We start from the raw sequence: 23,289 nt of genomic DNA, 5'->3' as shown, positions 1-23,289 counted from the left end.
CGTGAAAAACGTATTGCACATCCCCCTGCAACGGCTCGTGGCAACCGCCACGCTGCTCGGACTCGGCAGTCCTTTGGCAGCCCAAACCATTACCAACCACGGTGCGCGCCTAACGGTGCAGGCCGGCACTACGCTGTCTGTGCCTGATTCGCTGCTGAACAGCGCTGGCAGCCAAGTGACCAACGCTGGTACCCTGCGGCTGGGCCGGACGCTGAACAACACTGGGACATTTACCTCTGACGGACTGCTGCACTTCAGTGGTAGCGCCCGGCAGCGCCTTGTGCCCGGCGGCGCCTCACTTACGCGGGTCGAAATCGATAATACGGGCCCAACTGGACAAAACGAACTGCTGGTGACCGATAACGTGGTTGTTTCTGAGCAGCTGCGGCTGACCAGCGGCCGGGTGCGCACCCCAGCTTCCAAAACCATCAGCCTGCCCCACGGGGCAACGCTAATGGGCGAGGGAAACGGCCGGTACGTGCAAGGCAACCTGCGCATCACCCGCACCGGCGTCAGCGGCCCCACCGATTTTGGCCACGGCGCTTGGCTTGACGGCAGCGGCCAAACGCTGGGCGAAGTAACCGTAACGCGCACCGCTGGCTTGGGTACGGCCGGGGTCAGCTATGGCACCAACTTAGGTGCTACGGCCAAAGGCATTGACCGCATCTGGACCATCAGCGGCAGCCAAGCACCCACGGCCGCCGTGCCGTTACGTCTTTCTTGGCCTACCGACGACGATAACGGCCTAGCCGATTTCTCCCAAGCGCAGATGTGGCGGCAAGATAACCCGGCTGCCTCGTGGGAAATGGCGGGTCCTCGGGCCGATGCTGCCGCCCGCACCATCAACACCAGCACCACTACGTTTGGGCGCTTTACCGTTAGCAACGCCGCCAACCCACTACCGGTAGAGCTAATCAGCTTCACGGCCGATCGGCGAGGCACTGATGCCTTGCTGCGCTGGTCCACTGCGTCGGAGCTGCGAAGTGCTTACTTCGTCGTGGAAAGCAGCCCCGACGGACGCTCTTTTCGGTCGGTGGGGCAAGTGAGCAGCAATGGCACCACCACGCGCCGTAGCGACTATCAGCTCGCTGACCCTAACCTGGCCCGCTACGCCTCCGAAATCGTGTACTACCGCCTACGGCAGGTGGACCAGGACGGCACCGAAACATACTCACCGGTGCGCACCATAGCCGTACCGGCCGAGGCAGAGCTAGCAGTGCAGGCCTGGCCAAATCCATTTCGGAATGAAGCTTTAAGCGTACTGGTGCAGACTACGCAAGCCGGGCCAGCTACTGTGGAGCTGACCGATGCCGTAGGCCGACTGGTGCACCGGCAGCAAACCAGCCTGAGCAAAGGCGCTAATACTCTTGCGCTGCCTCAGGCAGCGCGACTGCCGGAAGGCGTGTACGTTGTGCGCCTGCAGCACGGCGGGCAACAGCGGGTGCTGAAAGTGGTGTGCCGATAACGGCACGGCTCGCTGCCCCAGCTTAAGTGAATTGCCGGTCAAACCCGGTGCTGGCACATACATGCCGGTACCGGGTTTTTGCTTGACAACTTCCGTAATCCAGTTTAGAAGCCAGCCGGCTGAAAACGAGTGGTATAAAGCTTGTGCCTCGCTGCAAAGCTCATCGTTTGACGTGCTTTGTAAGTTTTTTTGCTCAATTATCCGGCTTGGCAGGTCGCCTAAGCACTTGGTAATCCCGTATGAATAATCACCTAAGCGGCGGCCAGAACGGGCTTACCTCAAGGCTGGTTGAGTGGCATTAGAAGCTGGGTTTTTAGTTATCCGCCCGGTTTTTATAAGTTACTTTGACAACCCAAAAGCTGCGCCAATACCTTTTCACTCCATTTGGGCGCCGATTCTTTGATGACCAACAACGAACTCAAAGCGCTTATATCCCTGCTCGACGACCCTGAGCTGCGCCCCCAGATACTGGAGCGCCTGCACGAGTTGGGCGAAAGCGTGATTCCTTTCTTGGAAGAAGCCTGGGAAAATACGCTGGACCCCGATCAGCAGCATCGGCTGGAGGAGCTTATTCACGACATGCAATTCGCGGGCTTGCAGGAACGCCTGCGCGTGTGGCGTGACTCTGGCGGCGAAAACCTGCTGGAGGGCATGTGGCTCATCAATTCCTACCAGTACCCCGACGCCGATCTGCAGGCCCTGAACCGGGCCATCGAGCAGCTGCGCTACGAAGCCTGGACCTTGATGCTGCCCGAAATGACGCCCATCGAGCAGGCACGGGCTTTAAACCATGTGTTGTTTCGGGTACACCGCTTCGCGGCCAACACGCAGAACTTCCACGCGCCGGCCAACTCTATGATGCACTTGGTGCTGGAAACGCGCCGTGGCAATCCGCTAACCCTCTGCGTTATTTACCTGCTGGTGTCGCAGCGGCTGGGGCTGCCGGTGTTCGGCGTAAATCTGCCCAACCTTTTTATCCTGACCTACCGGCCCGAGAAGGAGGAAGAGCAGCCGTTCTACATCAACTGCTACAACCGCGGCCTCATCCTTACCCGCACCGACATCGAGCACTACGTGGCGCAGCTAAACTTGCCGCCCAACGAAATCTTTTTCGAGCCTTGCTCGCACCTCGATATCGTGCGCCGTGCCTTGCGCAACTTGGCTGTGAGCTTTGAGAAGATGCAGGAGCCTGCGAAGGCCAACGAAGTGAATAAGCTGCTGGCTATTCTGACCGGCGACGATACCCCAACGGCCGCGCCTGAAGAATCAGAGCCAGACGAAGAGTAAGCTGCATAAAGAAGCTACAAAGCCGCTGCGAGCTTAGGCAATACCCAAGCTCGCAGCGGCTTTGTATACAGTTAATCGGGAGGAATAATCCTATCCGCAAACGTGAGCCTCAGGTTGCTTAAACCATTGCCCAGCCCCCATCCGTCTCAATGCTCAGGTCTTAGTTGCGCTTGATCAGGCAGCCAGCGGCCCGCTTCTCAGCTAATTGGGTAGTCTGTCCGGCTAGCACGGCATCGATTGCTGACTTAAGGTACCGTTCCCGCACGTGAGCCTCCATCTGCGGATTGTCGTCGATAGCGCCGCGGTAGCGGATGGTGAAACCACCCGCCACGGGCTGCAGCACCACAGCTTCGGGCGTTTTGGTCGCGCCTAGTAAGGCTATCGTCTGTGAGCCTTCATCGGTGAGGTAGGCGGCATCGGTACTGCTGACTTTCACTTTCAGCTTTTCGGCCTCCAGCGCTTCAGCGGTCTGCTCAATGTTGATAGGCGCTTGCACCAATAGAAATTCCACTTCGCGGCCTGCGTAAGCACTGGTCAGGGCGTTTAGGCGCGACTGGTAGAGGCGCGAAAACGGACAGGCCGGGTTGGTAAAGACTACCACCACGGCTTTGCGGCTGGCCAGGGAGCTAAGGCTAACGGTCGCGTTGTTGGCACCTTTCAGGGCAAAATCAGTGACCAGCGCCGTTTGGGCACGAGCCGAGCCGGCTGCAACAACTGCCAAAACCAGAACAGCGGCCGTCAATAAGGAAAAGCGGCGAAGCGACATAGAGAGTAGAAAGAAGGTCAGAGGGAGAGGGGAGGAGCCTGGCACCACGTCAGCACGCAGTCAGAGGTAAGGCGTTCGTAGTGGAGGTCGTGCTGGGTATGGGCCTCAGCGGTGCGCAAATGGCCGGTGAAAGTGCCGGCAGCTTGCAACGAAAAGGGCTCCAGTAGAATGTGTTCTTTGAAAATGAGGCGGCGGCGGCCGTGGAGCTTGTAAAGCGTTTCTTTAGCGCTCCAGTACAAGCTGTGTTTGGTATCGTCGAGGCCTGCATCGGCGCGTTCGGCGTCGGTGAGGAACTTGGTGGCCAGCTGCCGGGCCTTGGGCCGCACTTGTTCAACATCTATGCCAACTCGGCCATGCGGCGTGAGCAACGCTGCCACCCATTCGCCCGAATGCGACAGCGACACCCCGAACTCCGGCAGCTCCGCGATAAGCGGCTGACCAGTAGAAGCATCATTGCGCACACAAACTGGCCGGTCGGTCAGTTCGCGCAGCAGCTCGTGCACTAGTACGCGGCCCGCCAGCCACTGGCGCGGGCGCTCCGGGTCGCGGCCCGCTGGTACCAGGGGGACATAGCTGGCCGGCAGCGCTGCTAGCAGGTCCTCGGCGGGCTCGGAAAGCTGCCATAGACCTAGCAGGGCATCGGAGGTGGGAAGTGAAGAAAGGCGGTGAAGCGGCACAGAGCAGAGAAAAGAGTAGGCGAAAGGAAGCAAAGTTTGACCGCAATTTCAGCGTGACCGAGCACTTGGCCGTACTTTCGCGGCGGCTTACTGCCGGTGGTAAATCGGCCCAGTGCTTCATGAACACCATTCCTCGTCCGCAAGTGCAGAAACTGGCGGCCCTGACCGGGCACCGCGACTGCGTGTACGCCCTGGCCGGACATCCGGCAGAAGCTGCGTTCTTTTCGTCGGGGGCCGATGGCTTTGTAGTCAGCTGGAGCCTCGACGAGCCGGAGCAGGACGGCCAGCTGGTGGCCCGCGTAGAGAATTCGGTGTACGCCCTGCACTATGAGCCGGCGCGGCAACAGCTCATTATCGGGCACAATTACCAAGGCGTGCAGGTGATTGGGCTGGCCGATAAGGCCTTGCTGCACGCCACGGCCTTGCCACCGGTGGCCATTTTCGATTTCGCGTACGCTACCGAGCAGCAGCGCCTGTTCACAGCCCTCGGCGACGGCACGCTGGCCGTGCTGCGTTTGGCCGATTTTGGAATAGAGCGACTTGTGCGCCTCGCCGATAAAAGCCTACGCAGCCTGAGCCTGAACCCGCAGCGCCGCGAGCTGGCCGTGGGCAGCTCCGACCACCGCGTGCGCGTGCTCGATGCCGATACCCTCGCTCTCAAACACACCATTGCTGACGCCACCAATTCGGTTTTCAGCGTGGTCTACAGCCCCGACGGGCAGTTTCTTTTTACCGCTGGCCGCGATGCGCACTTGCGCGTGTACGATGCCGCCCACGGCTATACCGAGGTTTATACCGTGGTGGCGCACCTGTTTGCCATCAATCACCTCACCTTCAGCCCCGACGGGCGCCTGCTGGCCAGCTGCAGCATGGATAAAAGCATCAAGGTGTGGGACGCCGCCACGGGGCGCCTGCTGCGGGTAGTGGACCGGGCGCGTAATGCCGGGCATGGCACCTCAGTAAACCGCTTGTTTTGGTCGGGGCGGCAGAATAGGTTAGTTTCGTGTAGCGACGACCGTAGCCTCGCCGTGTGGCAAGTGTTGGAGGAGCTGGGAGATAGAAGCTAGGAGTCAGGAGCCCAGCGCTTCTGCTTGTGGCGTACTGCTTGGTACTCACCCCGTCACTTCTTCCTGCTGCTTCCTACCGGCTTTTAGCTTCTTTTTGATTCATGAAAATTACCGCCCTCGATATCCGGCAGAAAACCTTTGAACGCGCTTTCCGCGGCGTGGACAAAGACGAAGTAGATGCGTTCCTGGTGATGATTTCGCAGCAGTGGGAACGGATGACCGACGAAAACCGCGAGCTGCGCCGGCAGTTGGAGCAGGCCCAGCACGACGTGCAGAAGATGCGCGAAGTGGAAACCTCGCTTTACCGCACGCTCAAAACCGCCGAAGACACCAGCTCCAGCATCGTGGAGCAAGCCCAAAAATCGGCGGAGCTCAAAATACGAGAGGCGCAGTTTGCCGCCGAGCAGTTGCTGTCGGAAGCCCGACAGAAGGCCCGTATGGTGGTAGATGAGGCGTACAAGCAGGCCGAAAAAGCCATCGGGGATATGCAGGGCGAGGTAAACGTGCTGGGCCGTGAGCATCAGCGCCTGGAAGGCGTGCTCGATAGCCTGGTGCGCGACCTGCAGCATTTGGCGGCCGGCGTACAGGAGAAGGTGGAAAAGGCCCAGCAGCGCCCCCGGGGCTCGGTGGCGGCCATCCTTTCCCGTGCAGCTAGCGTAAAGGTAAACCGCGAGGAACCCGCCTCGCCCCCAACCGAAACGCCCATGTACGTGCCCGCCTCTTCCGCTTCTTCTGCTGCCTACATTCCGTCGGCTGCCCCCGCCACGGGGGGCGCGGCGTTTGATGGCGCACCCGTAAATCGGCCCATTGGCCCACAGCCCGGCAAGCAACCAGGCGAACCGGCCCACGCACCGGGACCGGAAATTGATCCACTGCGCCCGAGTGAAAACCCTGGCACCTCCGAGCCTTCGCGCATTCACATACCCGACCCCGTACACGTGCCCACACCCGACGCGCCGCGCATCGAGCCGACGGCCCCGGACTTTCAACCCATCGGCCCTGGCAGCCCCGAAATAGCGCCGCCCGGCCCCGCTACACACCCCGGCATGATAGCCGCTGGGGTAGCTGCTCCGGCAGCCGTGGAAACCGAAAAATCCTTCTTCGACGAAATCTAACCGCAGATTTACTAGACGAATTAGCCTGCCCCTGGGGCAGGCTTTTTTGTTTCCTTTGTGGCGTGGCGGCTTCGTGGGCTGCTAGTGGTAAAAGGCCGCTCATACCCGCCACCTCACTATCTCACCACTTCACCATTATGGGTCTGATTGCGCTGGAAGGACTGGAATTTTTTGCGTTTCACGGGTATTACGACGAGGAGCAGAAAATCGGGAATAAGTACGGCGTAGATCTGCGCGTGCGCACCAACCTGTACCGGGCCGGCACCTCCGACCATTTATCGGAAACGGTGAATTACGAGGTGCTGTACCGCGTGGTATCGGAGGAGATGAAAGCCCCCGCCCGCTTGCTGGAACACATTGCGCACCGCGTTATCGACCGGATTCTAACGGAGTTTCCGCACGTGCGTTGGGTGGAAGTGAGTGTGTCGAAGTTCAACCCGCCGCTGGGCGGCATCTGCAACCGGGCGCGCGTTACGCTGAAGCGCAAGCGGCCAGCACCGGCCATGTAGCATCTGCATGCTACTTGTTCAACCAAAAAGACCGGCTTCGTGGCCGGTCTTTTTGGTTGAAATATAACGGCTAATAGTCATCAACACGATGACAAATTTATGTGTGATAAAACAAGCTGAAGTTCGCCGCAACGGCTAATTGGTGTGAAATCAAGAAGAAGCAGTAAGTTGATTTAGATAGGCTTACCAAGCAGCCGTGGTGAACTGTGAGCGTCAATAGTCAGGCTTGCACGAAATATTTCGTAACAAAAACTTGACTTCTACGATAGGTTTCGTATATGTTTGTTACGAAGGGTTTCGTAATGCCCGAATACGACGATGACGAAGAAAAATATACCGCGCCCGACGGAATCGGAGCTGGAGATTTTGCAAGTGCTGTGGCAGCACGGGCCGAGTACGGTGCGCTTTGTGAACGATGAGCTGAGCAAGCGCCGTGACGTAGGCTATACTACTACCCTGAAGCTGCTGCAACTGATGCACGAAAAAGGCATCGTGGACCGCGACGACAGCAGCCGCACGCACGTGTACCGCTCAGCCCTGCGCGAGCAGGAGACGCAAGGCATGCTGATCGACCGTCTGCTGGAAGCGGCATTCGGTGGCTCGGCCCTGAAACTGGTACAGCAGGCCCTCGGCAACCGCCGCACGAGCCGCGAGGAGCTGGATCAGATTCGCAATCTGCTCGACAACATCGACGACGACCAACCCTCACCCGCAACCGACACCCCCGATGAACTGGCTTGAAACCCTGCTGACGCCCGCCCTGGTCCGGGCCGTTGGCTACACCATTCTGCATTCGCTCTGGCAGGGCGCGGTGGTGGCGCTGGCGCTGGCCGGCCTGATGCTGCTCCTGCGGCGGCACTCAGCCCAGGTGCGCTATAATGTGACAGCCGCTGCGCTGGCACTGGTGTTGCTGCTGGCCGTGGCCACTTTTCTGCGCTACTATACCTCAGCCTTGCCGACAGCCGCAGACGGAGCCACTACCACGTGGGTAACCATTTCGGAAACCACTGGTGCCTCTGCTGACGCCGATGGCGACATTCTGGCAATGGGAGAAGGGCCGCTGAGCGCCAAGGCCGTACTGAGCTACCTGGAGCAGCACCTGCCGCTGCTGGTGGCGCTGTGGTTTATGGGAATGCTCACCATGACGCTGCGCATGCTGGGTGGGTTGGCTTACGTGCAGCGCCTGCGCCATTACGGCGTGCAGCCGCTCGGCCAAGCCTGGCAAGACCGCCTGGCAGTGCTAGCGGAGCGCGCCGGCCTGAAGCGTCCGGTGGCGCTGATGGAGTCGGCGCTGGTGCGCGTGCCGGTGGTGGTGGGGCACCTGCGTCCCATGATTCTGCTGCCCCTGGGAGCCGTGGCCGGGCTTTCGGCGGCACAGCTGGAAGCCATTCTGGCCCACGAACTGGCCCACGTAGTGCGGCGCGACTACCTAATCAACTTGCTGCAATCGGTAGCCGAAACGCTGCTGTTCTACCACCCGGCGGTGTGGTTTCTGAGCGGCACGCTGCGCACCGAGCGCGAAAACTGCTGCGACGATGTAGCCGCCTCGCTTTGCGGCAATCCATTGGTGCTGGCTCGTGCCTTGGCTGCCTTGGCCGAACTGGGCCTGGAGCGAGCCGTAGCCCCGCGCCTGACGATGGCCGCCGTGGGGCCGCAGGGCTCGTTGCTGAGTCGGGTGCGCCGCTTGGTGCAGGGCCGTAGCACGCCTACTTTCTCTGAAGGTTTTATGGCCGCCTGCGTGGTTATGGTAGGCTTGGTACTGCTTTCATTTACGGCTGCCGCCGCGCTGGCTAATCCGCGCCTGACTGCCGGAGCCCCGGAGCTGCTACGCTCCACCGTGCTGAAGCCCTTCATCCGGGCGGCTGTGCCTGTGCAACCCGAGGAAGTGTGCCCTGAGGAACTGCAAGAATTGGCCGTGGCGCCTGTCGGGCTCGTGGCAGACGATGACGACAAACGCAAGCGCAAAGCCAAGCGGAAGGACAACGCAACCCGCGTGGTAGTGGTTGACCGCTCGTTGGCTTCCGGCGATTCGCGTCGCGGCGCCAGCGGCACCGTGGTGGTGGAGAAGGATAAGAAAGGCCGCCTGACCGACCTGTACGTGAACGGACAGCGCGTGGAAGGCGCAGCGGCCGATACGCGCGGCGGCAAAAGCAAAAAGGACGACCGCGTGGAGGTAATTCAATTGCCCTCCACGGTGCGCGGCCGGCATTACGCGCCGGGTACCTACGAATTCCACTTCGACAACGGCTTCGACGAAAAGCGCTTCCGTGAGCAAATGAACCGCCTGGAAGTAGACCTGAGCCGGGCCAATACTTACCGGATTTCGGAAGCCGAAATACACAGCCTCAAGCGCGATGCCCTGAGCTCCGCCGAAAAGGCTCTGCGGCAGGTGCGCCTGCGCAGCGACTTGTCCGAAGCCGAACGCGAACGGCTGGACGAGGAACTGAACCGTCTGCGCGAACAACGCGATGAGCTACGGGAGCGGGATGCAGAGCGTCGTGCCCGCGAAGCCGAAGACCGCGCCCGCCTCAATGAAGAACGGGCGCGGGCAAACGAAGCCCGTGCTCGTGAGCGGGAGGCCCAAGCCCGCGAACGGGAAGCAGCCCGCATAGAGCGCGACAAAGTTCGGGCTGAGCGCAACGAGCGGATCAACAAAACCGAGGATGCCATCATTGCCGAGTTGGTAAAAGACGGCCTGATCAAGGACAAGAGCATGTTTACGTTCACGCTCACGGCCCGCGGGATGGAAGTAGATGGCAAGGCTCAGCCCGATGCGGTGGCCGCCAAATACCGCAAGATGTACGAGGAAGGCGTAGGCCGTACCATCGGGGAAACCGGCAAGGTGATTCTCAGCCACAACGGCAATCACATCAACCGCATCTACACCAGCAGCAGCTCCAACGATGAGTTTATGCCGGCACCACCTGCGCCGCCCACGCCGCCTGCGGGTCCTTCTATCAGCGTGCCGCGGCCGCCAGCAGCGCCCCGTGCTCCGCGGGCACCCCGTGCCCCCCAGGCCCCCAAAACCACCATGCTCAACGGGGTCAACATCCGCGAAGAGCTGCGTAAGGATGGCCTGATTGGGGAAGCCGACCAAAGCCTGCAATTTCGCATCAACAGCAGCGAGATGGTAGTGAACGGCAAAAAGCAGTCTGCCGCCACCGCCGAGAAATACCGCAAGCTGCTCGGGGAAGACAAAGGCAGCAAAGTCAACATGGACATTGTATTGACCAACGATTAGCCCAAGAAGCCGGCCGGGGAAGTACCTTTGGCCGGCTTTTTTGTGCCCTGTTGGTTGCACTCTGGCGGGGCCGCTGCAGCCCTTGGGAAAATTTATTCCGGGCAAGCAACGCTTTAGCGGCGGGCTTCATCTATCGACCACTTCAATACCTCGCTTCCTGCTTATCTCTTCTATGCGCACTTGTACGCTGCTATTGTTACTGCTACTTCTACCAAGTTTAGCGGCTTGGGCCCAATCGGCGAACAAAAGCGCCGCGTCGGCCAAACCAGCAGTCAACATCGTACGCAAGCAACTGGCAGCCACGCGCCTCGCACAGCCCATCAAGCTGGATGGCAACCTTGACGAGCCCGCTTGGCAGGAAGCCCAGGTGGCCACCGAGTTTATTCAGAACCGGCCCAATCCCGGTCCGAAGGAAAGGCACCCCACCGAAGTTCGCATCCTCTACGATGATGCCGCTCTGTACGTGGGCGCTATCATGCACGACGTGTCGCTCGACTCCATTCCGCGGGAGCTAAGCCAGCGCGACAACTTCGGCAACACCGACTTCTTTGCCATCTTCCTCGATACCTACAACGACAAGCTCAACGGCTACGGCTTCTTCGTAACGCCGGCGGGCATTCAACTGGATGCCCGCTATTCCCCGGCCAGTGGCGAAGATTTCGCTTGGAATGCCGTGTGGACGAGCCGTACCGCCCTGCGAGGCACCGACTGGGTGGCCGAGATGCGCATTCCGTACTCCGCTATCCGCTTTGCCAATGCGCCGGAGCAGCTTTGGGGGCTGAACTTCATGCGCAACCGCCAGAGCACGCGGCAGGGTTATTTCTGGAACGAAGTAAAGCCCGAGGTTGATGGCTTCGTGAATCAGTGGGGCCAGCTCACCGGCATCCGCGACATCAAGGCGCCAGTGCGACTTTCGCTCACGCCGTACGTGTCAGGCTACGTCAATCATTATCCCTATAACCAAGCCGGCAAGAGCAACGCTTCCACCTCCTTCAACGGCGGCGCCGACGTGAAATACGGCATCAACGAGAGCTTCACGCTGGACGCTACCTTGGTGCCCGACTTCGGCCAAGTCATCAGCGACAACCAAGTGCTGAACCTTGGACCCTTCGAAGTGCAGTTCAACGAAAACCGGCAGTTTTTCACCGAAGGCACCGAGCTCTTCAACAAGGGCAACCTCTTTTACTCCCGCCGCGTGGGCGCGCAGCCCATGGGAGTGGGTCGGGTGCGCAACCAACTGCGCAAGCCCACTCGCGGGCCCGATGGCCAACTGGTACCCGGCGAGTACGTGGTGCAAAACCCCGACATTACGCGCCTGCTGAACGCAACTAAGATATCGGGCCGCACGAGCAAGGGCCTGGGAGTAGGCGTGTTCAATGCCGTGTCGAAAAGCTCGTACGCCATCATCGGCGACAGCCTTGACGGCTCGCAGCGCCGGGTGCTGACGCAGCCGCTGACCAACTACAGCATCGTGGTGCTGGATCAGTCGCTGAAGAATAACTCCTTCGTCTCGCTCATCAACACGAACGTGACCCGCGCCGGCGAAACCTACGACGCCAACGTGACCGGCGGCCTGTTTCGCTTCGCCAATAAAAAGAACTCCTACGCCGTAGATGGTAGCCTGATTCACTCGCGCCGCCGCGGGCAGTCGTTTGGTGAGGAAAGACCTGTCGACGATAAATCCGGCTTTAAGTATTTGGTGGGTGTGGGCAAGATTGGGGGCAACTTCCAGTGGCGCGTCAGTCAGGGTATCGAGTCCAACGCTTACAACATCAGCGACCTGGGCATTCAGTTCGGCAATAACTACATCTCGCAGGTGGCCGAAATGAACTACTACAAGTTCAAGCCTTTCTGGAAGGTCAACCGGCTGAACAGCTACTTCGTTATCGAAAACCGCTACCTGTACAGGCCGACTTTGTACCAAAGCCTGGGCTTCTACCAGGGCGCCAACACGACGTTCACGAAGAACTTCCTGAGCGTGGGGTACAACCTGGACCTGAGCGTCCGCAACAATGACTACTTCGAGCCGCGCGTGCAGCCGCTGGGTAAGTACTACGTACGGCTGCCGGCCAACACTGGCGGCAACGGCTGGATATCGAGTGACTACCGAAAGAAATTCGCTTACGACATCAGCGGGGCCTACCGCGTGTACGAGCAGGACGGCAGTCGCCCGCGGCGTACCGGCCTGGGCTTTGATGTGAGCCCGCGCTACCGCGTAAACAACCAATTGAATTTTCGCTACAACTTCAGCTGGAGCCAGCAGGCCAACCAAATCGGCTATGCCGGTGGCTTAAGCGACGACGACGTGCGGGGCTTCTTCGAGCTAGAAGAAATGAAGGCCCTGGGCGACCCGCTGCTGGGCCGCCGCCGCGTAGTGACGGTGACCAACACCGTGTCGGGCAACTACACCTTCAACAACCGCATGTCGCTGAGCATCCGCACGCGGCATTACACCAGCCACGTAAATTACCGGGAATTCATCCGGCTGCGGCCCGGCGGGCAGGAAGAAACGGTGGCATTCCACGGCAACCGCAACACCAGCTTCAACGCCTTCAACGTGGACGCGATATACGAGTGGTGGTTTGCGCCTGGCTCGCAAGTAAGTATCGTGTGGAAAAACGCGGCCTTCTCGCAATTCAATGCTGACAAAGCCACGCCCCAGTACTTCGATAACCTCGGCAGTACCATCAACACCCCACACAATAACTCGCTGTCGGTGCGCATCCTCTACTTCCTCGACTACGTGGATCTGAAGCGCAAGCGGCCAGTGGGTAGCTGATTGTAGCTAGTTGCAAACCGCGTCAACTTGGGCTTATGACTAGCTACGGCTGAAAAGGGGCTTACCTTGCGGGCCTTTCCTCAACCCGCCGCCCAGCTAGCTACCATGGCATCAAATCAATTTATAGGAGCTGTCACGCTGCTCGTGCGTGATTATGACGAAGCCATAGCTTATTACACCGAAGCCCTGGGCTTTGAGCTGGTGGAAAACACCGACATGGGCAACGAAAAGCGGTGGGTACTTGTGCGGCCACGAGGTGCGCAGGAAGCCTGCCTGCTGCTGGCTCGGGCCGCCGATGAGCGGCAAGTGCAGAGTATCGGTCAGCAAGGTGGAGGCCGCGTAGTGCTGTTCTTGCACACTACCGATTTCTGGGCTGATTATGACCGAATGCGCACAGCCGGCGTGAAATTTCTGGAAACGCCGCGCGAAGAAGTATACGCTACCGTAGTCGTATTCGAAGATATCTGCGGCAATAAGTGGGACCTGCTGCAGCCCCGCAAATAGCGCTGCTCAGGCCCGGTTACAAGTTCAATAGCTCGTCGGCGGCGGTGAAAGCCGACTTCTCGCCGCGCATCACCTGCTCCCGAATGCCTGCCAGCTGCGCCTGTATAGCAGGGCGGGCGTAGAACCGCTCTTCCAGCGCTTCACGGATGCTGTGATGCAGCCACTGCAGGTTTTGCTCTTGGCGGCGCTGTCCAAAGAAGCCGTTGCCGCGCGTCATTTCCAGGTAGCGGCCTACCTCTTCCCAAACGCCCGGCACGCCTTCGCCCGTTACGGCCGAGCAGGTGCGCGCCACCGGTCCCCAGCCCGAGGCGGCGTGCGGGAATAGCTGTAGGGCGCTCTGGTACTCGCGACGGGCGCGCTTGGCGGCCAGCTCATTGCCCGAATCGGCTTTGGTGATAACCACGGCATCGGCCATTTCCATGATGCCGCGCTTCACACCCTGCAGCTCGTCGCCGGCGCCGGCCAGCATCAGCAGCAGGAAGAAGTCTACCATACCGTGCACGGCGGTTTCGCTCTGGCCCACGCCCACGGTTTCCACAAAAATGACGTCGAAGCCGGCAGCCTCGCAAAGCAGCATGGCCTCGCGGGTGGCGCGGGCCACACCACCCAACGAGCGGCCGGCCGGCGAGGGACGGATGTAGGCCTGCGGGTGCGCGGCCAGCTGGTTCATGCGCGTTTTGTCGCCCAGGATGCTACCACCGCTGCGTTGACTGGTGGGGTCCACGGCCAGCACGGCCAAGCGGTGGCCCAGCTGCTCCACCAGGTGCATACCCAGCGCTTCGATGAAGGTGCTTTTGCCCACGCCTGGCACGCCCGTGATGCCCAGACGCACTGAGCGGCCAGTGCGAGGCATCACGGCCGCTAGCACCTGCTGGGCCAGGGCCTGGTCGGCAGGCAGCGTGCTTTCTACGAGCGTGATGGCGCGGCTGAGCACGAGCCGGTCGCCGGCAAGCAGGCCTTCGGTGTACTGATCGGCGGTAAGACGTCGGGCCAAGAGTAGGGTAGAATTCAGGTAAAAGGTAGGTCGATCAGCAGCTTACGGAGACAGCCGCATTGTTTCCGACGGCTAAAAATAAGTACTTGCCGCCGCGCTGCGGTACAACCAGCGGCGGCGTCTCTTCTCTCAACCTCATCTTCACCGGTTTTGGTTATGAAACACCTGCTGACGACGCTGGCCTTGGGCACTTTGGCGTTGGTGCCGTTGGGCGTGCGTGCTCAGAATGAACTGAGCAATTTTGGGGCTACCGGCCGTGGTGGCGTGGCCAACACCTTCGTCAGCGACTACCAGGCCATCGGCATCAATCCCGCCAACATGGCGCGTATCGGCAGCCCCAAAGTGGCTTTTGGACTGGCGCAGTTCGGGGTGGGCATTGGCTCTCAGTCGCTCACGCGCGAGCAGTTGAACCGTTTCATCAATCGGGCCAGCGACCCGCTGACGCCGGCCGAGAAGCAGGAGCTGGCGCGGGCTTTTACCTCCGACAATGCCCTGAACCTGAACGCCGACGTCACCACGTTCGGCCTGTCGATAGCCTTGCCGTCGGTGGGCACGCTTGCCATCAGCAATCAGCAGCGCGTGCTGAGCCACATCGGTTTGAACAAGAACGCCGCCGAAATCTTGTTCCTAGGCCGCGACGCGCCCATTTACCGCAACTACGACCCGCGAACGTCGCCGCTGGTGTCGGAGGCGCTGGACGGGACGGATATGCAGATGTCGTGGCTCAACGAGTTCAATTTCGCCTATGCCAACCGCATCATCGACAACGAAGTACTGCAAATTACAGGCGGCGTGGGCTACCGCTACATTGAGGGGGTAGGCATCACCGATTTGCGCATCCGCTCGGGCAGGATAGAGGCGTACAGCGCCATGTCACCGCTGTTTGATATCAATTACGGTGAACTGACCCGCAATCCGCAATTTAACCTCCGCAACGGCGGTACGGGGCTGCGTCCCGTAGGCAAGGGGCACGGCGTAGACATCGGCGCGGCCATGGAAATCGGCAAAGCCATCCGGGTAGGCCTTTCCGTGACGGACATCGGCAGCATGAAGTGGGAGGGCAACCTGCTTACGGCCAATGACCAGAAACTGAAGCGCCTGCAATCAACGGGTATCAACTCGTACGACTTCTTCAAGGAAGCTGCTGAATTGATGACGGCCGGCACCGATAGCCTTTTTCAGTACCAGCCCAGCGCCGAACGTAAGGCCAATCTGCCAACCAAAGTGCGCGGCGGTTTTGGCATTCGGTTAAGCGAGTATTTCGAAGCCGGTCTGGATGTAACGGTGCCGCTAAACAACGTAGCCGGCAACCTGCCCGCACCCTTCGTTGGGGCCGGCATTGATTTCAAGCCCGTGAGCTGGCTCCGCCTTAGCAGCGGCGTGACGGCCGGCGCCGGTTACAGCGTGAGCCTGCCGCTGGGCGTGACGCTAGCCACCAAGCACTACGAAGCCGGCATCAGCACCCGCGACGTGGTGGGGCTGCTCACCTCCGAAAATCCCTACGTGTCGGTAGCGGCCGGCTTCCTGCGCTTCAAGTTTGGGGAGCAGAAATGAGGTAGCGGGTAATGAGGTGACAGGTAATAAGTGACACTAACCAGGTGTTAGGTAAAATGCGAAATGGCCCGCTGAGCTAACTCAGCGGGCCATTTCGCTTTCAGTTCTATCAGACAAATACCACGTAGCAACCTGTCACCTCATCACCCGTTACTTCACTAAAAAATAGCTCTGGATGAAGTTTGGAAGGCCAAGCTTGCCGCGGCGGCCGCCGAGCTTGATACCGTCATCTACGTATTTGCAGGCCGTGCCGGCGGCGTTGGGGTTTTCGATGACGCCAAGGTGTAGGTTGTCTTCGCGAGCTACGTAAATGCGGCCGTCGGGTCCGAGCTGTAGCGAGCCAATTTTGCGGTTGGCGGAGTTGCCGATGGAGGTTTTGGTGCCACTGCGCAGGTTCACCTGCCACACCTGAGCGTTGCCGCCGCCGTTGCCATTGGCGGTGGCGTACACTTTGGAGCCATCGGGCGAGAATTCCACGCCGTAAGCTTCCTCAAAAGGTCCGTACGATTTGGGGTTACGCACCAGGCCGGTGGCGTTGTCGAAATCAAACACCTCTACTTTGTTGGCTTCGCGCCAGATGGCTACGGCCAGCTTACTGCCGTCGGGCGAAAACTTCATGCAGCCGATGGCGTTGCGGCCTGGGCCAGAGTGCGAACTGCCCACGTTGCTCAGGATCGGTTTGGTTTGCACGCCGTTAGGCGTCACCAGATAGCTCACAAAGGCGTTTGAATTCCAGCGGTGGCCCACCACCCACACGTCGCGGCCGTTGCGGTGGCGCACGGCGGTGAGCTTCTCGGCTACCGGCGAGATGAGTAGCATGTTGCTGCGCCGCACTTCGCCCAGGCCGTCTTCGGTGGCCATGTCCACCACCGAGTAACGCATGCCTACGGAACTGCCCTCGGCAGCCGTGGTAAAGATGTAGAACACGTTACCGCTGCCGGGGTCGGGCACAATGAGGGCGCTTTGCGAGCTGGACTTGCTGCCGGGCAGGTTTTTGCCGTTGAGCATGGGCTGGTGCTGCCGGTTCCAGACGGTCACGCCATTGGTATAAAACAGGAGCTGGCCGCGCGAAGTGGTAGCTACCGAAGTGCCTTCGTAAGTGGCCAGTTTGCCATCAAGCAGTGGCACGGGCGCGCCTTGGCGAAAATCGAGGCCGGCTTCCTGGCCGAAATACCAGATGGAGGCTTGTTGCTGGGCTTGGGCATGCATGCCAATCAGCATGCTGCCGAGCAGAAACAGGAAACGAGTGAGCATAAGCGAAGGTAGTGGCCGCGGGTGAGGCAAGCAGAAGCGGCCATCAGAAGGGTAAAACGCAAGACCGTGCCAAAGTAAGGTATGGCCGAGCTGCTGTGCGCTCTAACGGGGTAGGTCCAAGTAAGGATGCAGGCGCAGCATTTGCCCGATGGAAGCTATAGGTATCGGGCAGGCACGTAGAGCCGCGCTTGGCGTCATATGGACCATTCGCCAGCTTGCAAACGGGGCAGCAGACCGCGCACGATGCGGTAGCTGAGTCCCCACAGCCGGTGCTCCCCAATGCGGATAAAGGAGATGGGCACGGGGCGCGGCCAGCCCTCCAATTGCCATTCTTCAGTGAAGTGCCGCGTGGGGTCGGCCAAATCGGCCACGCGTACTTCCAGCACTTCTTCCACTTCGCGCTCCAGCCAGCGCCACGCAGCCGGGCGCCGGATGCGGCCCAGGTACGGCGCTACTCGGTAGCCAGTGGTGATGGTGCTGATAACCGGCAGCTCAGCCAAAATGTCGATTTCCTGCGGCGCCAGATGCACTTCTTCTTCGGCTTCGCGCAGGGCAGTATGCAGCAGCGACGTGTCGGTGGGGTCGCGCTTGCCGCCAGGAAAAGCTAACTGTCCGCCGTGGACGCCGAAGTTGCTGCGGCGTACCAACGCCAGGCGCAGCTCGCCGGCATCGTCGCGGTACACTGGTACCAGTACGGCCGCATCGCGGAGCGGAGTGATGACAGCTTCGTCAGCCATGCACAATGATTTCGGTGAGGAAATTATGTCAGATGCGTTCCAGACCGGCTACGGTGCGCTCGTTTTCTACGTTGCCGGTGTTTAGTGTACTGGCCGGCTCAAACAGCATAAGTAGTACTTCCTCGTCGGCTACGGGGCGGTGCTCCACGCCGCGCGGCACCACCAGGAACTCGCCCGCTTCGATGAGGACCGCCTCCTGCTCGCGCAGCTCCATGCGCAACGTGCCTTTCACTACGAAGAACAATTCGTCCTCGTGCTCATGGTGATGCCACACGAAAGGGCCCTGCAAGCGGGCCAGCTTCACGTGTTGCCCGTTTAGCTCGCCCACGATTTTGGGCTGCCACTGCTCCGCGAACAGGCCGAATTTCTCTTCCAGATTTACTTTTTGCAGCGTCATATCAGGTCCAGGATTGTAGTTCGATGATGTTGCCCTCGGGGTCAGTGACATACACCCAGGTTACCTGAGCGCCGGTGGCAGTTTGCAGCGTCACTACATCACCGAGGCGGTTGCCGCCTTCGGCCAGCACCACGTCGCGGGCGGCCGCTACATCGGGCACCTCGAAGGCAATATGGCCGAAGCCGGGGCGGTTGGCGGCGGTGCGGGCGCGGTTGGCCAGCGGGTCGTACTCGAAGATTTCCAGCGTGGGGCCATCGTCGCCGTGGCCGGGCAGGCGCAGGTGTACGCCCTGCAGACTGGCGCCCGGCACGCCGGTTCCGGCCTCCAGCAATGGACCCCGGAAGTGGCGCTGCGGCGGCACAGGCACGCAGCCGAATACGCGTTGGTAGAAGTCCGCCAGCCGTTCCCAATCCTCGGCAATAAGATTGGTGTGGGCGTAGCGGGCGGAGAGTAAAGGCTTATGCATAAGTTTGCGGCTACCGATGTATGGTCCTTTTTCTACTGGTGAACGAATGGCTGAACTTCCCATTGCCCACGGTCCCGATCCGGCTGCAATCTATCCGATGCCTGGTCAGCAGCGGCTGGTATTCCTGAAAAATATCATCGACGACCCGCGAATCGAAGTAGGCGAGTACACTTACTACGACGATTTTGACGATCCGCGCAACTTCCTGCGTAATGTGCTCTACCACTTTCCCTTCAGCCAGGACCGGCTACGCATCGGGCGCTTTTGCATGATAGCCTCGGGGGTAAAGTTTGTGATGAACGGCGGCAACCACCGCACCGATTTGCTTAGCACTTACCCGTTTCCGGTCTTCGGCAACGGCTGGGAAACCGCTTTCGACGCCGACAGCTGGCCCAACAAAGGCGACCTGACCATCGGCCACGATGTATGGATCGGCTACGAAGCGCTGCTGATGCCCGGCGTGACCGTGGGCAACGGCGCCATCATCGCCACCCGCAGCGTGGTGACCAAGGACGTGCCGCCCTTCGCCGTGGTGGCCGGCAACCCCGCCACCGTCGTGCGCATGCGCTTCGATGAGGCCACCATCGCCCGCTTGGAGCAAGTAGCCTGGTGGGACTGGGATGCAGCCAAAATCACCCGCAACCTCGCCGCCATCTGCTCCCGCGACCTGGAGGCTTTGGAGCGGGCGGAGTAAAAGCGGTCTTGTGTTAGCGCACCACGTAGCTGCCTGTCGGCTCGATGCTTACTTCGGGCAGCGTGTGGTGCTGCTCGAAGTAGCGGTAGGCAGGGGCCAGGTTTTGCCAGAAAGCGTAGTAGCGCTCCGTGTGGCGAGCTTGTAAGGCAGCTTCGGTCAGCTCAAACGGGAAGATGTGAACTAACATTTGCTGCTGACCAGCGGCGCGGGCTTCCACGGCCAGTACGTACAGCTCCTCCATTAGCGCATCGGTAATGGGCAAGCAGCCGATGGTAACGTCGGAACCGTGGATGAAGATGTCGCCGCCGGGGTTGGGTTCGCCCCAGGCCAGATCGGCAGCGTTGGGGTAATCGAGGCCCAGCGAAAGGTGGTAAAGGCTGTTGGGGTTGAACCGGTCGATCTGGTAGCAGCCTTCCGGCACCTGCCCATCACCCGAGCGGCGCTTCGGGCCCAGCGTACCAGAGGTGCCGGCAATGGGGTAGGAGCGGAACAGGCGAAATTGGCCCTGGCCTTGGTTGCGCGCCCACACTTCCAGCCGGCGGCCTATTTTGAAGGCGCGCAGAAACAGCTCCAACTCATCGGGCCGAATGCCTTGGCGGCGCAAATCGGCTTGCAGCCCGGCCCAGCGGTTGGCGTAAGCGGTGCGCACGCGCGGGAAGCAATGTTGCTCAGCCCGAAAGTCAGGTTCGGAAGCCCGAAAAGCGAAAACGGGCAGGAGCAATAAGAAAATCAGGACGCGCATACAGGACAGCATCAGCAGCTAATGCCGCCATAACGCTGCTGCGAAGCTCGGCATTATGCGAGCATCTTCATATAGATGTTCTATGGTTGTTTTCTGATGCGCTCTTGGGCGTCAGTGCGGCACCTACACTAGGAACTGGACCGTCGTCGGTGTGCTACGACGGCAGCGTTTTCCAGGTGTGTTCGGTGACGGCGTCGGTTTTGGTCGAGATAAACCTGTCGTACAGCTCCTGCGCCGGCCCGTGCACCAATACCGGTGCGCCCTCAGAGCGCAGCACCAGCAGCGGCGTTTGGGGGCCGATGCCCAGGCGGCTGCATAAGTGCTCCTGTAGGCCCGGTTCGCCGTCGGGAATGGCGTCCTGCAGTTTGACTACCGTCACGGTCTGGCCGTCTTGCTCAAACTGGGTATACACGCCTGTGGGGCTGGTGGAAAAGGTGCCGGCGGGGCCAACGGGAAACGATGAATCCATGGTCATGAGCTGTAAGTATGGTTTTCTTCTACGCAGGGTGTACGCGAAAGTCACCGCTAGACGGAAGTCTTGGTTGGTACGCCAGATTCAAGATTGGCTCCTTAGCTAGCCGGGGCTGATAAATGCCACGGATGGCCCAAGGAGTAGCGCCCAGGAGGAATCAGCTTTATAGCTACCGAAAAAACGACTCGCCCCCCGTGCCGGGCGGCACGGGGGGCGAGAAGCAAGGAGGCAGTCGGTACGCGAAATCAGCGCTGTGCCGATTGGGTGCTGTTCCAGATGTCGCGCTGCAGCATCCACTGGCCCGCTTTGCGCTTCCACACGCCCATGTACTGACCCTGATCAAGTAGTTGATTGCCGGAGTCGTGGAGGCGGTAGGTGCCCAGCTCCACGGCGGTGTGCTCATTTACCTGCTCTACTTCCACGGCATGCAGCACCACGTGCTTGTTGCCGGCATCCATAAGGCGCTTCCAATAGGTAGCAATGGCTTCAGCGCCCTGCACCGGCTCGCTGCCGGTAGGGAGCAGCATGCCATCGGTGGTGTAGAGGGCGGCCAGGCCAGCTGTGTCGCCCCGGCCGAACAAGGTTTCGAAGCGGGAGTTGGCCTGCTGAATTTCGTCGGTGATGCTCAGGGTTAATGCTTCCATGGGAACGGGAACGGATTGAGGAACAAAAGATAAACTCTGATAAGGTAACGGAATCAGGGACTAATCACCAATCATTGGCCTGAGTCTTTGCCCAAAAGCTGGCCGTGGCCGGGACGCACGTACTACCGACCAAGCGCCACCGGTTTTGTTTATTGTCGTAGTAGTCAGCAAAACATTCGTCAACATTCATCTGATGTCAATGAATTCTTTCTCCTCCGACCGTCCCGAAGATGTGCTGATCGATGCCGCCCGCCGGGGCGACGTGGCCCTGCTGCAAGAGCTCATCGCCACGGGCATCGATATCAACCAGCCTAACGGCCGCGGCTTTACGCCGCTGATCATCGCCGCTTACGATGGGCATCTGGAGGCAACCAAAGTGCTGCTGGATGCCGGCGCCGACCCCAACGCGCAGGATGTCAGCGGTAACTCAGCCCTGATGGGCGTAAGCTTTAAAGGCTACCCCGAAATTGCTCGCCTGCTCATTCAGTACGGCGCCGACCTGAACCAGCGCAACGGCAACGGGGGCACGGCCCTGATGTTTGCCACCTTGTTTGGGCGGCACGACATCGTGCCGGTGCTGCTGGAAGCCGGGGCCGATACCACCATCCGCGACGTACGCGGCCTCTCGGCCCGCGACCTGGCCCTGCAGCAGGGCAACGAGCACGCCCTGCAACTGCTGCCGCAGTAAGCCAACGTCCGTTACCTACCGGCGCGCTGTGGGCCGAGCGGCCTGCAGGCGCACCCGGTACAGGTTGGCCTGTCCGTTCAGTACCTCGGAGCTGCCCCCAGCGGCCGTGGTGCGGGTGCTGGCAAAGTACAGCCATTGCCCGTTGGCCGATAGCGTGGGGGTGAAGTCAAACCGAGCCGAGTTCAGCTCGCCGGGCAGTCGTACCGCTGGGCCCCAGCCGGTTTCGGTACGGGGAGCGGCGTACAGGTCGGCTTCGCCGGAGCCGCCGGGCCGGTCGCTCCAGAACAGCAGCCAGCGTCCGTCAGCGGTTATTTCCAGGTCGCTTTCCGAAGCGGCCGTGTTCAGCATATTGCCCAGGTTTTCGGGTGCGGCAAAGCCCGATGCTTCCAGGCGTGCCCGGTAGCCATCGAGGCCTCCTAGGCCGCTGCGCCGGGCCGAGCTGAAGTACAGGTAGCCCGCGTGAAAAGCCGGTCCAAGCTCCATGCCTTTGCCGTTGAGGGTGGTGCCCAAGTGCTGCGGCTGGCCCCAACTACGGCCGTCCCAGGATACTTGCCACAGGTCCGTGTCGCGGCGCGTAGAGTCGCGGCCGGGCGCGGGGCGGTCGGAGGCAAAGTACAGCGTGCGGCCGTCGGGAGCGAAAGTAGGGTCAGAGTCGGCATAACGCTCATCAGTGAACGATACCGGCTGCGGTACCTGCCATTGCCCGCGCTCCAGCCGGCTTATCATGATGCGGGCCTCCTTGAAGTCGGGTTGGCTGCGCGCAAATACCAGCGTGCGGCCATCCGGCGTCAGGCTGGGGTTGTACTCATTAGCTGCCGTCGACAGCGTGCCTAGGCCCACCAGTTCTGCCGGTCCCGTGGTGAGGGCCGCAAAATCAGGCGCCGACAAACCACGCTCCGCGGTAGCGCTGGGCCGCACACAGCTGGTGTTGGCAAGGCCTAGCAGCAGGAAAGAAAGTAGGGGCATGTGGTAAGCAAGACGAAAGCTGGGCATAAACCGGGGGCAGTTGAATAATTGATTGACGGACCAAGTATGCGGCTTTTCGTTGCAAAACCGACCTCACATGATGATGTGGGCCAGGGGTTGAAAGCCTTTTTTAGGGACTTATTCACCTGGTAATTAATTACATGTAAATCCGTGCTACTTGGCCATCCAGCCGTGGACCACCCGGCTGAGGATGCCGAAGCTGGGAGTAATGGGCTGAACTGTACTTTGTGTTTGCTTCTTAAACTGCTTT

23 protein-coding genes are annotated in these 23,289 nt (G+C 60.4%); 12 read left to right on the top strand and 11 right to left on the bottom strand.

Translation table 11 applies throughout. From position 1 onward, the window contains the following. Position 1 precedes the first annotated feature (1 nt). Positions 2–1,465, top strand: a complete 1,464-nt coding sequence (locus AC5FXY_RS00195; protein ID WP_493554612.1) for a T9SS type A sorting domain-containing protein — start codon at positions 2–4, stop codon at positions 1,463–1,465. A 384-nt stretch (positions 1,466–1,849) separates the two neighbouring features. After that, on the top strand, positions 1,850–2,752 hold the full coding sequence (locus AC5FXY_RS00190; protein WP_493554611.1) for a transglutaminase-like domain-containing protein: 903 nt from the start codon (positions 1,850–1,852) through the stop codon (positions 2,750–2,752). A gap of 160 nt (positions 2,753–2,912) precedes the next feature. Here the strand turns inward: AC5FXY_RS00190 and AC5FXY_RS00185 are convergent, their stop codons facing one another. Continuing rightward, a complete protein-coding gene (locus AC5FXY_RS00185) occupies positions 2,913–3,518 on the bottom strand; it encodes a redoxin domain-containing protein (protein WP_493554610.1) in 606 nt (201 codons plus the stop codon). Positions 3,519–3,535: 17 nt separating this feature from the next. Next, positions 3,536–4,195, bottom strand: a complete 660-nt coding sequence (locus AC5FXY_RS00180) for a 4'-phosphopantetheinyl transferase family protein (protein ID WP_493554609.1) — start codon at positions 4,193–4,195, stop codon at positions 3,536–3,538. Positions 4,196–4,314: 119 nt separating this feature from the next. Between AC5FXY_RS00180 and AC5FXY_RS00175 the strand changes: the two genes are divergently transcribed. The 7 genes from AC5FXY_RS00175 (at position 4,315) to AC5FXY_RS00145 (ending at position 13,410) form a co-directional block, all read left to right on the top strand. Then, positions 4,315–5,262 carry a WD40 repeat domain-containing protein gene (locus AC5FXY_RS00175; RefSeq protein ID WP_493554608.1) on the top strand — a complete coding sequence of 316 codons (948 nt, stop codon included), beginning with the start codon at positions 4,315–4,317 and terminating at the stop codon, positions 5,260–5,262. 101 nt (positions 5,263–5,363) lie between these two features. Beyond that, positions 5,364–6,377, top strand: coding sequence for a DivIVA domain-containing protein (locus tag AC5FXY_RS00170; protein ID WP_493554607.1), 1,014 nt, complete (start codon positions 5,364–5,366; stop codon positions 6,375–6,377). 137 nt (positions 6,378–6,514) lie between these two features. Further along, on the top strand, positions 6,515–6,886 hold the full coding sequence (gene folB / locus AC5FXY_RS00165) for a dihydroneopterin aldolase (RefSeq protein ID WP_493554606.1): 372 nt from the start codon (positions 6,515–6,517) through the stop codon (positions 6,884–6,886). Between the two features lie 318 nt (positions 6,887–7,204). Further along, positions 7,205–7,627 carry a BlaI/MecI/CopY family transcriptional regulator gene (locus AC5FXY_RS00160; protein WP_493554605.1) on the top strand — a complete coding sequence of 141 codons (423 nt, stop codon included), beginning with the start codon at positions 7,205–7,207 and terminating at the stop codon, positions 7,625–7,627. After that, positions 7,614–10,127: a M56 family metallopeptidase gene (locus tag AC5FXY_RS00155; protein WP_493554604.1), complete on the top strand. Its 2,514-nt coding sequence runs from the start codon at positions 7,614–7,616 to the stop codon at positions 10,125–10,127. Before AC5FXY_RS00160 ends, AC5FXY_RS00155 begins: the two co-directional genes overlap by 14 nt. A 172-nt stretch (positions 10,128–10,299) precedes the next feature. Then, complete coding sequence (locus tag AC5FXY_RS00150) at positions 10,300–12,906, top strand: DUF5916 domain-containing protein (protein WP_493554603.1); 2,607 nt, start codon at positions 10,300–10,302, stop codon at positions 12,904–12,906. A 105-nt stretch (positions 12,907–13,011) separates the two neighbouring features. Further along, entirely contained in the window at positions 13,012–13,410 is a 399-nt protein-coding gene (locus AC5FXY_RS00145) for a VOC family protein (RefSeq protein WP_493554602.1), read from the top strand. Between the two features lie 16 nt (positions 13,411–13,426). Here the strand turns inward: AC5FXY_RS00145 and meaB are convergent, their stop codons facing one another. Next, positions 13,427–14,404, bottom strand: coding sequence for a methylmalonyl Co-A mutase-associated GTPase MeaB (meaB, locus tag AC5FXY_RS00140; RefSeq protein ID WP_493554601.1), 978 nt, complete (start codon positions 14,402–14,404; stop codon positions 13,427–13,429). Positions 14,405–14,560: 156 nt separating this feature from the next. Here meaB and AC5FXY_RS00135 point away from each other — a divergent pair, with 156 nt between their 5' ends. Continuing rightward, positions 14,561–15,958 carry a DUF5723 family protein gene (locus AC5FXY_RS00135; protein WP_493554600.1) on the top strand — a complete coding sequence of 466 codons (1,398 nt, stop codon included), beginning with the start codon at positions 14,561–14,563 and terminating at the stop codon, positions 15,956–15,958. 150 nt (positions 15,959–16,108) lie between these two features. On the opposite strand, the gene AC5FXY_RS00130 is transcribed toward AC5FXY_RS00135, so the two are convergent. From AC5FXY_RS00130 to AC5FXY_RS00115, 4 genes are all read right to left on the bottom strand, one after another. Then, positions 16,109–17,212: a hypothetical protein gene (locus AC5FXY_RS00130; RefSeq protein ID WP_493554599.1), complete on the bottom strand. Its 1,104-nt coding sequence runs from the start codon at positions 17,210–17,212 to the stop codon at positions 16,109–16,111. Positions 17,213–17,406: 194 nt separating this feature from the next. Then, a complete protein-coding gene (locus AC5FXY_RS00125) occupies positions 17,407–17,949 on the bottom strand; it encodes an NUDIX hydrolase (RefSeq protein WP_493554598.1) in 543 nt (180 codons plus the stop codon). Between the two features lie 28 nt (positions 17,950–17,977). Next, complete coding sequence (locus AC5FXY_RS00120) at positions 17,978–18,346, bottom strand: cupin domain-containing protein (protein WP_493554597.1); 369 nt, start codon at positions 18,344–18,346, stop codon at positions 17,978–17,980. 1 nt (position 18,347) lies between these two features. Next, positions 18,348–18,812, bottom strand: coding sequence for a VOC family protein (locus tag AC5FXY_RS00115; RefSeq protein ID WP_493554596.1), 465 nt, complete (start codon positions 18,810–18,812; stop codon positions 18,348–18,350). A 46-nt stretch (positions 18,813–18,858) separates the two neighbouring features. Here AC5FXY_RS00115 and AC5FXY_RS00110 point away from each other — a divergent pair, with 46 nt between their 5' ends. Further along, positions 18,859–19,506 carry a CatB-related O-acetyltransferase gene (locus AC5FXY_RS00110; RefSeq protein WP_493554595.1) on the top strand — a complete coding sequence of 216 codons (648 nt, stop codon included), beginning with the start codon at positions 18,859–18,861 and terminating at the stop codon, positions 19,504–19,506. A gap of 13 nt (positions 19,507–19,519) precedes the next feature. On the opposite strand, the gene AC5FXY_RS00105 is transcribed toward AC5FXY_RS00110, so the two are convergent. The 3 genes from AC5FXY_RS00105 to AC5FXY_RS00095 all read right to left on the bottom strand — a co-directional run bounded on the left by AC5FXY_RS00105 (position 19,520) and on the right by AC5FXY_RS00095 (position 21,364). Continuing rightward, positions 19,520–20,155 carry a L,D-transpeptidase family protein gene (locus AC5FXY_RS00105; RefSeq protein WP_493554594.1) on the bottom strand — a complete coding sequence of 212 codons (636 nt, stop codon included), beginning with the start codon at positions 20,153–20,155 and terminating at the stop codon, positions 19,520–19,522. A gap of 247 nt (positions 20,156–20,402) precedes the next feature. After that, positions 20,403–20,717: a hypothetical protein gene (locus tag AC5FXY_RS00100; protein ID WP_493554593.1), complete on the bottom strand. Its 315-nt coding sequence runs from the start codon at positions 20,715–20,717 to the stop codon at positions 20,403–20,405. 248 nt (positions 20,718–20,965) lie between these two features. After that, positions 20,966–21,364 carry a YybH family protein gene (locus tag AC5FXY_RS00095; protein ID WP_493554592.1) on the bottom strand — a complete coding sequence of 133 codons (399 nt, stop codon included), beginning with the start codon at positions 21,362–21,364 and terminating at the stop codon, positions 20,966–20,968. Positions 21,365–21,563: 199 nt separating this feature from the next. Here AC5FXY_RS00095 and AC5FXY_RS00090 point away from each other — a divergent pair, with 199 nt between their 5' ends. Further along, positions 21,564–22,052: an ankyrin repeat domain-containing protein gene (locus tag AC5FXY_RS00090; RefSeq protein WP_493554591.1), complete on the top strand. Its 489-nt coding sequence runs from the start codon at positions 21,564–21,566 to the stop codon at positions 22,050–22,052. 15 nt (positions 22,053–22,067) lie between these two features. Here AC5FXY_RS00090 and AC5FXY_RS00085 read toward each other — a convergent pair whose 3' ends face one another. After that, on the bottom strand, positions 22,068–23,018 hold the full coding sequence (locus tag AC5FXY_RS00085) for a hypothetical protein (RefSeq protein ID WP_493554590.1): 951 nt from the start codon (positions 23,016–23,018) through the stop codon (positions 22,068–22,070). Positions 23,019–23,289 lie beyond the last annotated feature (271 nt).

Source organism: Hymenobacter sp. FMD4, assembly GCF_058932745.1.
This window is presented reverse-complemented; position numbering and strand designations above follow the sequence as displayed.

Bases quoted from the DNA above. Each gene is read 5' to 3' on its own strand.
- AC5FXY_RS00115 (WP_493554596.1), bottom strand. From the start codon at position 18,812: ATGCATAAGCCTTTACTCTCCGCCCGCTACGCCCACACCAATCTTATT.
- AC5FXY_RS00120 (WP_493554597.1), bottom strand. From the start codon at position 18,346: ATGACGCTGCAAAAAGTAAATCTGGAAGAGAAATTCGGCCTGTTCGCG.
- AC5FXY_RS00090 (WP_493554591.1), top strand. From the start codon at position 21,564: ATGAATTCTTTCTCCTCCGACCGTCCCGAAGATGTGCTGATCGATGCC.
- AC5FXY_RS00145 (WP_493554602.1), top strand. From the start codon at position 13,012: ATGGCATCAAATCAATTTATAGGAGCTGTCACGCTGCTCGTGCGTGAT.
- AC5FXY_RS00160 (WP_493554605.1), top strand. From the start codon at position 7,205: ATGACGAAGAAAAATATACCGCGCCCGACGGAATCGGAGCTGGAGATT.
- AC5FXY_RS00150 (WP_493554603.1), top strand. From the start codon at position 10,300: ATGCGCACTTGTACGCTGCTATTGTTACTGCTACTTCTACCAAGTTTA.
- AC5FXY_RS00085 (WP_493554590.1), bottom strand. From the start codon at position 23,018: ATGCCCCTACTTTCTTTCCTGCTGCTAGGCCTTGCCAACACCAGCTGT.
- AC5FXY_RS00170 (WP_493554607.1), top strand. From the start codon at position 5,364: ATGAAAATTACCGCCCTCGATATCCGGCAGAAAACCTTTGAACGCGCT.
- AC5FXY_RS00130 (WP_493554599.1), bottom strand. From the start codon at position 17,212: ATGCTCACTCGTTTCCTGTTTCTGCTCGGCAGCATGCTGATTGGCATG.
- AC5FXY_RS00095 (WP_493554592.1), bottom strand. From the start codon at position 21,364: ATGGAAGCATTAACCCTGAGCATCACCGACGAAATTCAGCAGGCCAAC.
- AC5FXY_RS00135 (WP_493554600.1), top strand. From the start codon at position 14,561: ATGAAACACCTGCTGACGACGCTGGCCTTGGGCACTTTGGCGTTGGTG.
- AC5FXY_RS00125 (WP_493554598.1), bottom strand. From the start codon at position 17,949: ATGGCTGACGAAGCTGTCATCACTCCGCTCCGCGATGCGGCCGTACTG.
- AC5FXY_RS00185 (WP_493554610.1), bottom strand. From the start codon at position 3,518: ATGTCGCTTCGCCGCTTTTCCTTATTGACGGCCGCTGTTCTGGTTTTG.
- AC5FXY_RS00175 (WP_493554608.1), top strand. From the start codon at position 4,315: ATGAACACCATTCCTCGTCCGCAAGTGCAGAAACTGGCGGCCCTGACC.
- AC5FXY_RS00155 (WP_493554604.1), top strand. From the start codon at position 7,614: ATGAACTGGCTTGAAACCCTGCTGACGCCCGCCCTGGTCCGGGCCGTT.
- folB (WP_493554606.1), top strand. From the start codon at position 6,515: ATGGGTCTGATTGCGCTGGAAGGACTGGAATTTTTTGCGTTTCACGGG.
- AC5FXY_RS00100 (WP_493554593.1), bottom strand. From the start codon at position 20,717: ATGGATTCATCGTTTCCCGTTGGCCCCGCCGGCACCTTTTCCACCAGC.
- AC5FXY_RS00110 (WP_493554595.1), top strand. From the start codon at position 18,859: ATGGCTGAACTTCCCATTGCCCACGGTCCCGATCCGGCTGCAATCTAT.